This window comes from Leptolyngbya sp. Heron Island J (assembly GCF_000482245.1).
In the GTDB taxonomy this organism is placed as follows: Bacteria; Cyanobacteriota; Cyanobacteriia; order Phormidesmidales; family Phormidesmidaceae; genus Leptothoe.
Genome location: NZ_AWNH01000105.1, coordinates 16,267 through 30,391 on the forward strand (window position 1 = coordinate 16,267; position 14,125 = coordinate 30,391).

9 protein-coding genes are annotated in these 14,125 nt (G+C 50.2%); 4 read left to right on the forward strand and 5 right to left on the reverse strand.

Annotated elements, in window-relative coordinates; translation table 11 throughout:
* Window positions 1-61 precede the first annotated feature (61 nt).
* The 3 genes from N836_RS66710 to ptsP all read right to left on the reverse strand — a co-directional run bounded on the left by N836_RS66710 (window position 62) and on the right by ptsP (window position 5,262).
* Window positions 62-718, reverse strand: coding sequence for an HAD family hydrolase (locus tag N836_RS66710; RefSeq protein ID WP_023075900.1), 657 nt, complete (start codon window positions 716-718; stop codon window positions 62-64).
* Window positions 718-2,610 (reverse strand): glucose-specific PTS transporter subunit IIBC, encoded by a 1,893-nt coding sequence (gene ptsG, locus N836_RS66715; RefSeq protein WP_023075901.1) that lies wholly within the window; start codon window positions 2,608-2,610, stop codon window positions 718-720. Before ptsG ends, N836_RS66710 begins: the two co-directional genes overlap by 1 nt.
* 99 nt (window positions 2,611-2,709) lie before the next feature.
* Window positions 2,710-5,262 carry a phosphoenolpyruvate--protein phosphotransferase gene (gene ptsP, locus N836_RS66720; protein WP_023075902.1) on the reverse strand — a complete coding sequence of 851 codons (2,553 nt, stop codon included), beginning with the start codon at window positions 5,260-5,262 and terminating at the stop codon, window positions 2,710-2,712.
* A gap of 718 nt (window positions 5,263-5,980) precedes the next feature.
* On the opposite strand from ptsP, the gene N836_RS75445 reads away from it, so the two are divergent.
* Window positions 5,981-6,955, forward strand: a complete 975-nt coding sequence (locus N836_RS75445; protein WP_023075903.1) for a YbaY family lipoprotein — start codon at window positions 5,981-5,983, stop codon at window positions 6,953-6,955.
* Window positions 6,955-9,045, forward strand: coding sequence for a glycogen debranching protein GlgX (gene glgX / locus N836_RS66725; RefSeq protein ID WP_023075904.1), 2,091 nt, complete (start codon window positions 6,955-6,957; stop codon window positions 9,043-9,045). The genes N836_RS75445 and glgX overlap by 1 nt, the downstream gene beginning before the upstream one ends.
* 88 nt (window positions 9,046-9,133) lie before the next feature.
* Here glgX and N836_RS73885 read toward each other — a convergent pair whose 3' ends face one another.
* Together N836_RS73885 and N836_RS66735 are read right to left on the reverse strand one after the other, a co-directional pair.
* Entirely contained in the window at window positions 9,134-10,507 is a 1,374-nt protein-coding gene (locus tag N836_RS73885) for an alpha/beta hydrolase (protein ID WP_023075905.1), read from the reverse strand.
* 11 nt (window positions 10,508-10,518) lie between these two features.
* Entirely contained in the window at window positions 10,519-11,823 is a 1,305-nt protein-coding gene (locus tag N836_RS66735; protein ID WP_161635040.1) for a C45 family autoproteolytic acyltransferase/hydolase, read from the reverse strand.
* Between the two features lie 617 nt (window positions 11,824-12,440).
* On the opposite strand from N836_RS66735, the gene N836_RS66740 reads away from it, so the two are divergent.
* The gene (locus N836_RS66740; protein WP_023075907.1) at window positions 12,441-13,424 is read left to right on the forward strand and encodes a hypothetical protein; all 984 of its coding nucleotides are present in this window, start codon (window positions 12,441-12,443) and stop codon (window positions 13,422-13,424) included.
* Window positions 13,421-14,086: a potassium channel family protein gene (locus tag N836_RS66745; RefSeq protein WP_023075908.1), complete on the forward strand. Its 666-nt coding sequence runs from the start codon at window positions 13,421-13,423 to the stop codon at window positions 14,084-14,086. Before N836_RS66740 ends, N836_RS66745 begins: the two co-directional genes overlap by 4 nt.
* Window positions 14,087-14,125 lie beyond the last annotated feature (39 nt).

Here is a 14,125-nt window from a genome sequence, read left to right on the forward strand (position 1 = left end):
TTAGATGACAGAAAGTCTGACTTGGGGGCGTTATAGTAGAATAACGGCCAGTCGACAGTGGCTATAGCAATTGTCGGGGGTTAAATGCCGAATAATCCTGGATAATGTACGCAACAGCTGACTGACCTGTAAACATTGAGGCTGGCACTGAAGTTGTTAAGGCAACTGCTTTCATGCCTGCATTTTGAGCAGCTTCAATCCCAATCACACTGTCCTCAAAAACAATACAACACTCTGGCTGAATATCTAGCTGTTGGGCAACGGTCAAAAAGGTTTCAGGGTGAGGTTTACCCAATGTGACATCGTCGCCACCAACACAGGTAGTGAAATAGGCCGCAATGTCTAATCCATCGAGCACTAAGTCGATATTGGGCTGCATTGCTGACGTTCCCAGCGCCATAGTAATATCCAGAGATTGAGCTGCCTGTAAAAAATCTCTGAGTCCATTGATAGGTTGAAGATGGGGTTGATATAGCTCTCGATAAAGAGATTCTTTCTGGTTAGCCAGGGTCGTCACAGCGGCATCGGATAGCTCTTCACCACAAATGCGGCGAATGCCTTGCTCAATGGTGCCATGGGTTTGCTGACATACCTCAGCCTCTGTCATTTCCATCCCCAGGCTTGACAGAAATTTTTGCCAAGCCTGCATATGAAAAGCCATATTGTCGACAAGTGTGCCATCCATGTCAAAGATGAAGGCAGCGCGCTGCTGAGGCATTAAACACTTGCTCCAAGATGTTTGCTAATTTCTCCAGCGTATTGCTCAGCATTGAGCCCCACCACTAAATGCAATACCTGGTCCTGTATCCGCATCATGGCTTCCACACCGGCTGTTTTCAGGGCCTCTTCATTGATGGCATTAGGGTCAGTGATTTCCACCCGCAGTCGAGTCATGGCGACGGCAGCTACTGTGCGAATATTATTGGCACCCCCGAGAGCTGTAACCATACCCTGCGCTTTTTCAGCTGCAGCTGGATCGGCTGTCACTTCAGGTATAGCAGCAGCAACCATGGATTCTTCTGGTACGGGAGCAACCACCTCATCAGCTTCAGGTCCAGCTGTTTTGAGATATTCAACCATATCCGTTTTGAGATTTTCAGAGCGAGGACCAAAAATAGCCTGGGCGTTGTTGCCTACCTGCAGTACTCCTGATGCACCCAGGGCTTTGAGGCGGGCAATGTTGACTTTGCCCATGTCTTTAACACCGATGCGCAGACGGGTAATGCAGGCATCGAGACTCTCGATGTTGCTACGTCCACCAAAAGCCAGAGTTAATTCTTTGGACATAGCGGCAGCATCCTGGGGCAAATTGCTCGCGAGTTCTTCGCTGTCCTCTTCGCGACCGGGGGTGATCAGGTTAAAACGCTTGATCACAAATCGGAAACTGAAATAGTAAAGAGCAGCAAACAGGGGACCAAAGGCGAGAATCAGCCAGACCTTGGTACCCAAGGCGTTAAAGAGAAAAAAGTCGATAAACCCGTGGGAAAAGGTAAAGCCCATGCGTCCGCCCAGGGTAACAAAGAGAAAGTCGGCAAACCCGGCTAGGACAGCATGGAGTAAAAATAAAACCGGCGCGACAAAGACAAATGAAAATTCGATAGGTTCGGTAATGCCGGTGAGAAAAGATGTCAGGGCAGCAGAAATCATGATGCCGCCAATTGCTTTGCGCTTCTTGGGCTTAGCACAGTGCCACATGGCCACCGCCGCCGCTGGCAGACCAAACATCTTGAACCAATAGGCTCCACCGATAATACCGGCGGTGGGGTCTCCGGCAAAGAAGCGGGTGATGTCGCCTGTGACCGTTTCATTAGTAATGGGATCGGTAAAAGAGCCAATCTGGAAAAAGAAGGGTACATTCCACACGTGGTGCAGGCCAAAGGGAATGAGCAGCCGTTCAATAAAGCCATAAATAGCCACGGTAACGGGAACGTTATCCCCAGCAGCAGCGGCGTTGGCAAAGCTGTTAATGGCACCTCCCACCGGGGGCCAGATAAAGCTCATGAGGATACCGACGATGATGGCTGCGATCGCAGTAATAATCGGCACAAACCGCTTACCTGCAAAGAAGCCCAGGTATTGGGGTAACTTAATGCGGAAAAACCGATTGAACATATAGGCGGCCACACAGCCCATAATCAAACCGCCAAACACCCCTGTATCCAGCGAGGGAATGCCCATAATGGGTTTGAGGGTGCTGGGATCGATGTTGGCAAACAGAATTGAGGAGACTCCCAGGGAGGCCAGGAACACCACAAAGCCAACAATGGCGGCCAGGGCAGAGACACCATCATTAGCGGTATAGCCGATGGCCACAGCCACGGCAAACAGAATGGGCAGATTGGCAAAGATGGCATCCCCTGAGGCTTTCATAATCTCTGCCAGGGGCGCAGGCAACCAGCCAAATTTGGCACTGGTTAAAACACCTTCTTGAATTTTCTGAATCTCAATCAGGCGAGCACTCCCCAGGCCCAACAAAATACCGGCCACAGGCAGCACTGAGACGGGCAGCATGAGCGCCTTGCCCATTTTTTGCAGGAGACCAAAGGCTTGGTTACGCCATTGTTGTTGTGACGGATGTTGTGACGGAGAAGAGGGGGCGATTGTGGTCATAGGGGTAGAAAAAATTAGAACCGTAGGGGTTGGGCTGATGTAGGGGGCATCCGCACCCTGACAAATTGGGGAATATTCTTGTCTTGGGCATCTGTGCCCTTACAAATCCGGTAGTGGCACCAGACTGCGCACCTCGGCAGCGGTTTCTAACCCCAGGGCCTGGGCTGCCAGTTTCTTACAATGGCTGAGTTTAAGAGAACGGACCTGGGCCTTAATGCTGGGAATCATCGAAACGCTGACGCTGAGTTCTTTAACACCGAGGCCAATCAGGAGAGGAATGGCTTGAGGGTCGCTGCCAATACCGCCGCAGACGCCCACCCATTTGTCATGAAGACCCGCTCCTTTGACCGCATGACCAATTAATCGCAACACAGCTGGATGGAGACCGTCGACAAAAGGAGCCAATTTGGGATGGCCTCGATCCATGGCCAGGGTGTACTGGGTGAGGTCATTGGTACCCACGGAGAAGAAATCAACTTCCTTGGCAAACTGCTCAGCCATAACGGCGGCGGCAGGCACTTCAATCATAATACCCACCTCCACAGGTGGGAGGTTGAGGGCCTGGCGTTCTTCCTCTAGCATGGCTTTGGCCATGCGCAGTTCTTCGATGCGGCCAATCATGGGAAACATCACCCGCAGTTTACCTGCGGATGCCGAGCGCAAAATGGCCCGCAGCTGGGTGCGCTGTAGTTCAGGCTGGTCAAACCCTAAACGAATACCCCGTTCTCCCAAAAAGGGATTCTCCTCTGGAGCCATGGTCAGGTAGGGCAAAGGTTTGTCGCCACCAACATCAAGGGTGCGAATAATCATCGGTTTGTCGGGGCCTAACACTTCGGCAATGCTGCGATAAATGCCGGTTTGTTCATCTTCCGTGGGGGCCTGGGGCCGCTCCATAAAGATAAATTCAGTGCGCAGTAGACCGACGCCTTCGGTCCCCAGGGAGACGGCTTCCTCCGCATCCTGCAGCCCCCCGATGTTGGCGACAATCTCAACCGGATGCCCATCCTGGGTAATGGCCGGTTCAAAGGCATTCTTGAGGTCAGCAGCCTGTTTGGCCTTTTGGTTGGCAATATGGGTTCGGGTGCGCTCAATCTCGTCAGCGGGGGCATTTAATCGGAGGGTGCCTTTAGTGCCATCTAAAATCACCGGGGTGCCATCGGCCAAGTCCAATACCCGTGGCTCTGCCCCAGCAATGGCTGGAATCCCCATGGACCGGGCCAAAATGGCCACATGGGAGGTGGCTCCACCCGCCAGGGTGCAAAAGCCAACCACCCGCTCACGGTCTAGATTCGCCATGTCAGACGGGGTCAGGTCTTCTGCCAGTAAAATTGTATTGTGGGGATACTTTATCTCTGTGGCCTCAACACCTGTGAGAATTCGCAACACTCGCATGCCCACGTCACGAATATCATTGGCGCGCTCCGCCAGTAGCTCGTTGTTTAGCTGGGCCAGCTGATCCGCCTGGGTCGTGTAGGTTTGTTTCCAGGCAAAGTTTGCACTTTTACCTTTATTGATGGCGCTGGTGGCAATGTCCATTAACTCAGGGTCATCCAGGATTTCCTGGTGGGCGGCAAAAATAGCCGCTTTACCCGGATTGCCCTGACCGTGGACCTTAGCACGAATGGATTCAATCTCTAGGGCTGCTTTTGCGATCGCATCCTCCAACTTGCGTCGCTCTTTACCGGGTGATTCTCCCACTTCCTCAATTACCAAGGTTTGCTCACGTACTCGATATGTGTTGCCTACAGTGAGGCCAGAGGACGCCGCCACCCCCAAAATAATGTTGGGATCATCAGACTTAGGCTGAGGTGGTGGGGCCTTGAGCGCCGACTGATCGATGCTGGCAGGTGCTGGAGCTGCCCCAGCTTCTCCTAACCCAGACCGCACCGCTTCAGTTAATTCCGTAATCGCCCCCTTAGCGTCTGAGCCAGTAGCTTCCAGGGTCACCGAGTCCCCATGGGCCACCTGCATGGCCATAATTGCCACAACACTTTTCCCATTGGCCCGGACACTCCCCCGTACCAGAGACACCTGAGACTGATACTGTTTAGCCAGATTGACCAAGACTGCCGCCGGACGGGCGTGCAGCCCTTGGGGGTTGCCAATAATAATGGGTTCTGACGTAACCTTCTCTCCAGTGGCCACCGCCAAGGGCGACTGGTCTGCCGCCAGCACCAGCTCTAAAACAATATCCTGTCCCGCATTCACCAGCCCTTGCTGAAAGACAAATCCTGCAATGCGTTCGGTATTCGTAATAATGATTTGAGTCAATAAACTTTTGGCATGGAGAGCCACATAGTCAATATCAAACTCCAGCAGCGCGTCTCCTGATGTCACCCGGTCACCCAGATTCACCTGAGGTGAAAACCCTTCTCCTCGCAGCTCAACAGTATCCAACCCCACATGCATCAAAATCTCTATCCCTTCTGTAGTCTTTAGGGTCACAGCGTGATGGGAGGGATGAATCTGAATGATCTCACCGTCACAGGGGGCTCTGAGAATATTGGATATGGGGTCAACAGAAATACCATCGCCCACCATCTTTTGAGCAAACACTGGATCGGGCACCGATTCAAGGGGCATCAAGTAGCCGGACAGGGGAGCCGTTAATCGTAGAGTGGTTTGCACTTGGGAGCGAGTGTCTAGGGCCATGGCAATGCTGATTTAAGAGAATACTTAAGAAGCGTGAAACTAAACAAAAAAGGACCAAATCAAGATTGAAAACAGTGATCTGTCTGCTGGTGTGATCGTAGGGGTGGCATATCTACCAATGACTGCAGATATTTGTAACGCTGTATAGAGTCCTATTTTGGAAAACAATAGGCAAACTTCGATGGTCGAAGCTGCTGTCTGCATAAGAGAACAATGCCTGTCTTTACCTAAGATCGGGATGTCTAGGTAAAGGGTATAAACAAGTAGTTTAGTTCATTTTTATACAGCTCAATTTTATTCATGACTAGGCGTATAAAAAATACATATAAGCGGCTGTTTTGATGTCAGACATCAACATTGTCCTTGCTAAATTGTCCTTACTAAGAATCAAAAGAGTAGTCTCGTTACGTTACACTTTTTTGAGCTGACAACAGTTAGGCGTTAAGTGTGCTAGGGCGAATAGGCTATCTCCAGCGGCGATAATAGCAGCATAGTCGCAGTGTGTGAATGAATGAATGACTTTTGTCATGTAGTCGACTCAGGCGGATGGTCTAGTATGCAGAAAGAGTGGAAGTGCATCTTCCTCATTTAGCCCACTATGTGAACTGTATGGTCCATGTGAACTGTATGGTCCATCGAGATTAATAATGAGATCGTCTATGCCCATAAAAACTATCGTTACTGTCGTGTTTATAGGTCAGTGCCATTAGGAGCGAGCATGATAGGTTTAAGAAACGTTGGCTATGTGTTGTTGGCCGGAATCACGACTGTTATCGCTGTTGGTGAGCAGCCAGCCGTCGCTCAGGAGGAGACCCTGGTTCTCTGCGAAACCAGTGGTACAGCGTTAAGGGTTTATGAGAAAGATGATCAGATATTAATGCGAGCTTATAATCGTCGACTATCTCAAGTCTGGATGAATGGCACAGAGGCCGATATCCAAGTCAGTGCCAATGGCATTGAATACACAAATCTGTCGGGAGAGTTGGCCACACGGTTGAGCGTCGATACGAAAGCAGGGGATTGTAGGATTCAAATTGAAGATCAGACCGAACGAGGTATGCTCTTGAGCAATGAAACTGCTGCTGCTGTGATTGGCAGAGTGACCTATCAAGGGCGGATTGGTCTGCAGCCGGGTGTTGTTGTGAAGGCGATACTGGTGGATCTTGACAGTGATCTGTCCATTGCTGAACAAACAATTGTCACCACGGGACAACAGGTGCCAATTCCGTTTCATTTGCTCTATAGTCCGAGGGATATCGATCCTGACCATCGCTATGGGGTGAGGGCTGAGATTTTTGTTGAAGAGGAGCAACGATGGAGTACAGTCGCCGATTATCCGGTGATTACCCAGGGGGCACCTGCCGCTGTGGAACTGGTGGTGGAGATGGCTGGGGTGACACCTGCTCCGGTTGACAAGCCAGCTAATGGTGAGACTTTGCCGGATGCGATCGCAACTGCCGTCAAAACAGCCCTCAGCCAAGAATTGGCTGATGCGGCCCTTCAAGTCGAGAGCTACAGTTGCGAAACCTGGTCCGATGGGTGTTTGGGATTGGGTGGTCCGGCTGAGCTTTGTCTTGCCGCCTTAACCGAAGGGTGGCGAGTAGAACTGCTCGATCCAACCACAGGCGAAAGTTATTTCTATCGCACGAATCATGATGGGACGCAGGTTAGACGGGAAGACAAATTGCTGTAATGGAATTCCATATCTCACCAGGGAAAAGTGATCCCCTTGGAGCAACGGTTCAGCCCCACGGCGTCAACTTTAGCCTTTTTTCTAAAAATGCGACTGCGGTGGATTTATTGCTGTTTGATCACCCCAGCGCTGCCCAGCCTGCTCAAACCATCCACCTCGATCCACAACACAACAGAACCTTTTTTTACTGGCATGTTTTTGTTGCCGATATTGGTGCCGGACAAATCTATGCTTACCGTGTCCATGGCCCCTTTAACTTAGACCAGGGACTGCGATTTGACAGTGATAAAGTGCTCCTAGATCCCTATGCCTTAGCCATCGTTGGTGATAAAAATTATAGTCGTTCAGCCGCAATTGCCCCCGGTGATAATTGCGCTCAGGCATTAAAGGGGGTTGTCGTCGATCCAAGCACCTACGATTGGGAGAACGATACCTCTCCCCGGATACCCTATGCCGCCAGTGTCATTTATGAACTGCACGTGGGGGGCTTTACTCGCAATCCTAATTCTGGAGTGACGCCAGAAAAGCGAGGAACCTATGCTGGCTTGATCGAGAAAATTCCCTATCTGAAGTCTTTAGGCATCACCGCAGTAGAACTCTTACCGATTCATTACTTTGATGCGGAGGACGCTCGACCTGGCCTAACCAACTACTGGGGGTATAGCACCCTGGGCTTTTTTGCTCCCCATCGTGCCTATAGTTCTTGCCAAGATCCCCTTGGCCCCCTGAATGAATTTCGTGATATGGTCAAAGCGCTACATCGAGCTGACATCGAAGTCATTCTGGACGTCGTTTTCAACCATACGGCGGAGGGCGGGCACCAGGGACCGACCTTATCCTTCCGAGGCTTAGAGAATTCTGTTTATTACCTCCTAGAAGACTCTCCAGCTTACTACCGTAACTACAGCGGCTGTGGCAATACCTTTAATGGAAACCATCCCATTGGCGGCAGACTGATCATCGATTGTCTCCGGTATTGGGTTGGGGAAATGCATGTGGATGGGTTTCGCTTTGATTTAGCGTCTGTCCTGACCCGCGACAATAAAGGGCAACTACCCAACGGAGAAATTACAGCCACCAATGTTTTGTGGACCATTGAAGCAGATCCGATTCTAGCGGGGACAAAGCTGATCGCTGAAGCCTGGGATGCGGCTGGCCTCTACCATGTCGGCGAATTTGTGGGCACAGCAGATTGGTTCTCCGAATGGAATGGCCCGTTTCGAGACGATGCCCGCCGCTTTATTAAAGGCGACAGAAACACTGTTAAACAACTTGCTGCTCGCCTTTTAGGCAGTCCAGATATCTATCAAAAACAGGGGATTGATATTAACCGCAGTGTTAATTTTGTCACCTGTCACGATGGCTTTACTTTAAATGATCTAGTGTCCTATAACGATAAGCATAATGATACTAATGGAGAGAACAATCAGGATGGAACCAATGATAATTACAGCTGGAACTGCGGAGAAGAAGGCCCCACTACAACTCCTGAGATAGAGCTACTGCGGCTACGACAGACAAAAAATCTGTTGACATTATTACTGATGTCTCAGGGAACGCCTATGTTACTCATGGGGGATGAAATCCGTCGGACACAGCTAGGTAACAATAATGGTTACTGCCAGGACAATACTCTCAGCTGGTTTGACTGGAGTGCTGTCGAGCAACACTCAGGCTTACTACGATTTGTGGCGAGGCTGATTCACTTTATTCAGGCCCGCGAAATCTTCAAACTAGAATACCTGCTAGAAGTCACTGATATGAGTCAGAGCCCCCATGTCACCTGGCATGGCATTCATCTCGGTCAGCCTGATTGGAGTAAAGATTCTCATAGCTTAGCGTTTACTTTGCATCATCCCCAAGCTCATGAGCAGCTATACGTAGCCTTTAATGCCTACTGGCAGCCCCTGAGGTTTGAACTGCCGGTTCTCCAGAAAACCGACAGCTGGCATCGCATTATCAACACGGCTCTCGATGCCCCTGAGGATTTTTGTGACCTGGAGATCGCTCCCATTGTGCAGAGCCAGACTTACAAAGTAGACCCTAGAGCAGCCATCGTTTTGATGGCAAAACCGAATCCTACCAGCTGAGCTTACTACAGCCTTACCCATGGGCCATGGCTGTTAAACAAGCCATGGCCAGCAGCACCAAAATAGCGATTCGGTTACTAACATGGGGTTATGAAACATCGTGCCTATTCACTGCTTGATGTCCAGGTATTCCATGGAACGCCTCTTCTGTTTGAGGCGGCTCACAGTTGCAAATGTCGGCGGCAATGGCAGCCTGGATATCGACTAAGAGATCTTCAATACTTGCTGTGGCTGTGCCCACTCCACCTCTGGCATTGAGGGCGCGTCCCAGGCGACTCAGGGTGGCGAGATCGACAAACAATGCGCGGGCTGGGTATTTTTGCAAAATTTCCAACAGTGAGCCTTTGTTATCATCCGCTGCCGATAGCAGAATTGCCCCCCGCAACGCCTGGATATTTCCCTGTCGAGACGGGGTGTGAATAATCCGTCCTAGCTGAAACAGGGCATATTCTCCCGGCAGCTGATTGAGAAACTGATCCAATGACAGCAAATCCAGTTCAAATTCAGACGTGAGAATCTGTCGTAAGTCCTCTTTGTCCAGACCAGCTATTTTCATATATAGGGGCCAGCTGGGCGGCAGGTCTCCCGTTTCTACCAACGTGGCCAACTCATCCGTCGAGATCGATACTAGTATCGGTCCCAGGGTGGTAGTCACTTCCACTGGATGGCGCGGCTGGGTTGTGGTGCGATCGCGAGTTTCTTGGCTAATCAGCTGGCTGATGTTCCCTGGCTCCGATGCTCTAGGCCTGTCAGCTAAGGCGGTGAGGGCTTTAGTTCGTGCTTGCTCTGAGAGATTACAGTGGGCCGCATCTGTATAGGTTGCATCTGCATAAGTTGCATCTGTATAGGCCACGTCTGTGGCATCACATTCACAAACCAAGTCGGGCAGCAGCTCACTAAAAAAGTTAAACAGAGGGGTGAGCCGCTCTACAAACAGATCTACATCTCGATAGACAATACCCAGCTTGCGAATATCAAAACGAACCTCATCCGCCGGATAGCGCTTGATTAATTCCAGCATCGACATATTGTTGTCTAAATAGGCTGAATTCAGGGCCTGGGCCAATGGGGCCAAATTCGCCCTGACAGAAGGGTTTCCTACTATTTTGTTGAGCTGGTACAAGAGAAACTGAATATCGCTATCCCCCAGGGGAATACCCGTGTCGGGGATGGCGGTATCCAGCAGCACTGGTAGGGCTTCTACGGGAATAGGAGTTTGCTCCAAAAACTCCTGTAGCTCTGGGGATAGGGTACCATCGGCGACAAAGTCTTCAAGATCGCTGACGGGTAAACTAGCCCGTAGATCAAGAAACTGGATATTTACGATGTCGGCGGCCTGGGCAACGCCACCAAACAGGCAAGAAATGCCCAGAATAATGCCCGTAACTAGCCCCGCCGCTAGATTTTTCACGGCAGGCCGATTAGGGGGCGATAGCGCCAGCGCTAACGTGTCAGTTCGCATAGTTAACTTCCTTAATTAATGGCAGATGCAGTACAGGCTTGAGCATTGGGCAGACCCAGCATTTCGCCCAATGAGAAACAGGTAAATGGATTTTCAGGAATGGGGACTTCTCCAGCAGCCACCCAAAACCGTAGCCCTTCTGGATCAAAGACCACCTGGCGTAGGGAGCCATTGCCGCCGATGCTGGCATTATCGTCGTAGACCGATGGGGCACTGACTGCACCTGTATTGGGATTGGTGCGATCGCGCAGGACCTGTACCGCTTTCTCAGGGCTGATCTGGCCATAGAGCGACCGGGAGCCACCGGGCTCTAACAGCTGCTGAAAACTTTTGAAACGGCTAAAACTAGACTCACCAGAGGTGCGATCGCGACCCACATAGTCGGGATCAGCAAAGTGATTGGTCATATACAACACCCCCTCCTCACTCAGCTCCCGCAGCCCCATTTCATTTCCCAGCAGTTCAAACACCCCTGCCTGATTAGACTTGTAGTCCGAAATAATCACCAGGTTAGACCGCATCCGCTCATGGGAGGCCATAATCGCTTTAGCTTCGTCGTAGGTGCTGGCATACTGCGCCACCTGTGACATCAGCTGCACCGTACTACGCCCTTGCAGCGATACCTCTTCATAGTCTGCCGGGCGCGACGTGTTGTTAGACACAATGATGCCCTCCGCATTGAACCCCGCATTGGGCCACACCACACCCGGAATAGCAATAAAGGCATGGGGAATGCCCTCATTGGGCTGACGGATCATAATCGTTGGATGCTCAATCCAGTAGGGAATCGGCTCTCCTCCATTGTCCAGGGTCCAGCCGTGGTACATTTTGCCGTCCACCGTGGCGCTGCCGGCAGTAATAAAGTGGGCGCAGCCAACATTAAACAAAACGTTGGGGATCAAGTAGGTGAAATAATCCTGATACACATCTCCAAAGGCTAAAACCATGCAGCCATGGTAGTTGAGACCACTGCCCTCAGCCCCGTCAGCCAGACCTCGACATTCTTCAGCGACACCCGGAAACGACCGTTTTCGCGCCAGACGAGAAAGGGCCAATCCACGTCCCAAAAAATTTAGTGATGAAATCACCTCACGCCCCATGGAAGCAATCTCATCCTTGAGTAAACTCCCCTGTTGATAGCCCATTTCATAGGGCGTACCCTGGAGCCAGACAACCTTGATCTTGCCAAAGTCCTCCCGATGGGACGGCACGGGTTGCCAGGTACCTGCTTGGGGTTGCCAAAGGCTGGGTTCTGGGACAACAGTTTCGTCAACTTCTACCTGTGAGAAAACCGGCGCATTGGATATAGCAACCAAGCCGACAACCAGAAGTATACTGACTAGAAACCTGAGCCTGCGTAAACGGCCCAACAAATGATGAATGCCCGGCATAAGCATGGTTCGCCTCAGCTGTGTGTTCTTCTTTTACGTGAGCAGTGTAAACTACGGTTCGTAGCACAAATCAATAGAAAAAAGTGATTACGCACTAATCCCAAGTCTTAAATTTTTCTTAAGCGCATAGAGACTTTTGAGGAAAAGAAACTCTCTCCAGGTAACGTAACCATTATCTATTAGTGATAATACCTGGAAAGAGCAACTCTCTAGAAAGCAGTTACTATACAGAACTCTTATGGTTTGCTCTTGTGGGCAGTCATAGGGGTTTTGTTGTTGTTTAAAGAGCAGCTTTCCACCCTACCTGATAAAATCTCGGATGTCCGCTTACTCTTTAGCAATGGTGTGGTAGAAAATTAACAGCTTGGCCGAGGGACTGTCAGAGAGCTGAGCTCACTCCCCATTGCACCTTAAGTAAATATGGAGAAATCGTATGTCGAGGCTAGGGCCTTATAGCTGTCAAGCCTGGTTGGATAGGGCTTAGACCCAGCCCCATCATTTGACTCTAAATGTACAATGAGCAGAACTAACGGTAGCAGGCTATGTTTCAAAACAAACATCAAAAAGTGGGTGTGAATGCCCCAGAAGCCTTGAACCAGTCTCTGTCTAAACCTCTGCTATATGTGCTGGCCCATGGTGAAGCTTCCGGTGATCCTGGCCAGATTAACCAATCCGTTTTTAACGGTCAAACTGATGTATCGATTGCCCGTGGAGAGCTTGAGCTGAGAAAGGCGATCCAATCTTTGGCCTTTATCACTGAGGCCAGTATTAATTCATTGCCAACGCTAACGGCGTTGTCATTACCGGGGGCTGCAATTCCATTATTTTGGACGATTCACACGTTTCTTCAACAGCAGTATGAGAAACCTGGTTTAGACAACCCCATTAATCGTCGTAACCACGATGCCCGACTATTGTTTAAGCAACTAGCCCAGCTAGATTTTTCACCCTGGTATGCCCAGTCGGTCATTCAGGTTGCACCTGATCACCTACCTGCTGAGGTGCATTTTCCCCCTGAGCATCCGATTCCAGGTCAAATGTATCGACATTATCCCTACAGTATCAAAGATAAGGGCCACCTTTACTATCCGGTTAACAACTATTTCTCAATGTTGTTTGAGGAACGAGAACAGGAACTAATCACGCTATTAAGTGATTTAGGGGCGACTAAAATTGTTATTGAATCGGTTCGTAGTGATGCAACCGTTGCGGATAAAGAGGGTGATCGCAAAGTCTTTGAGTATGCTCCCCGTCCCCTTACGGCTCCCAATGCTATCAAGGTTAAGGGCTATCACTGGTTAGCCTATGAGCCCACATGGCAGTCGGTGCTGAATGAGCGTTTTCGGGGGCTAACATCGATTGAGTTTTCGTTTGATATGGATGTGATGGGGCTACTGAAAACACAAATTCGCTCTATTGACCAGCTGATGGTTGAGCTGGATTCAATCATGCCTCCCGCTAACTACAAAGATATCCTTTACCAGCAGGTAATTCCAACTCGCCGCGTACAGGTGCAGTTTGGATGAAACAATTGCACAAACCCCATGGGCTGAAATATCGACAGCTGCTGGCGGTTTTAATCATTACATTTGTGGCCACTCCGTTTTTGTCCGGCAGCCTGGGGGGCATACTTTCAGCCCTGTTGCTGATGTACACCATGATTGTGATTGTCATGAGTTTGCCGTTACCGAAGTGGTGGGTTGTAGGGTACGTTGCGATCGCAATCAGCGCCTTTACCATTCAGCTCAGTGCCTCTATGGGCTGGCGAGACAACAGCGTCCAAAGCTTATCCCTCTTGCCCCAAGCGATTTTTGTGCTTTACTTTGGTGCTGCCATCTACTGGATTGGACGAGATATTTTTACCACCCGTACCGTGACCGCCGATACCGTTCGCGGAGGCATCAGCATATACTTCATGATTGGTTACCTGTGGGCTTTTCTTTACGGCATGGTGGCTACCTTAAATATCGATGCTTTTTCCCAACCGCTTCTGATCGACGACTCCTATCTAAGAGTGTTTCACTTCAGTTTCACCACCTTGACTACCCTGGGCTATGGTGACATTGTGCCCATTAGCGACGTGGCCTTGGTTCTCACCAATTTAGAAGCGATTACAGGACAAATGTATTCCACAGTATTCATTGCCATTTTGGTAGGAGGATATTTGTCACAGTCACCCGACAGATAACCCTATATTTCTTGGCAAAAAAGGTGAGGGATTAAGGGG

Bases quoted from the DNA above. Each gene is read 5' to 3' on its own strand.
- N836_RS66740 (WP_023075907.1), top strand. From the start codon at position 12,441: ATGTTTCAAAACAAACATCAAAAAGTGGGTGTGAATGCCCCAGAAGCC.
- N836_RS66745 (WP_023075908.1), top strand. From the start codon at position 13,421: ATGAAACAATTGCACAAACCCCATGGGCTGAAATATCGACAGCTGCTG.
- N836_RS73885 (WP_023075905.1), bottom strand. From the start codon at position 10,507: ATGCGAACTGACACGTTAGCGCTGGCGCTATCGCCCCCTAATCGGCCT.
- ptsP (WP_023075902.1), bottom strand. From the start codon at position 5,262: ATGGCCCTAGACACTCGCTCCCAAGTGCAAACCACTCTACGATTAACG.
- N836_RS75445 (WP_023075903.1), top strand. From the start codon at position 5,981: ATGATAGGTTTAAGAAACGTTGGCTATGTGTTGTTGGCCGGAATCACG.
- ptsG (WP_023075901.1), bottom strand. From the start codon at position 2,610: ATGACCACAATCGCCCCCTCTTCTCCGTCACAACATCCGTCACAACAA.
- N836_RS66710 (WP_023075900.1), bottom strand. From the start codon at position 718: ATGCCTCAGCAGCGCGCTGCCTTCATCTTTGACATGGATGGCACACTT.
- glgX (WP_023075904.1), top strand. From the start codon at position 6,955: ATGGAATTCCATATCTCACCAGGGAAAAGTGATCCCCTTGGAGCAACG.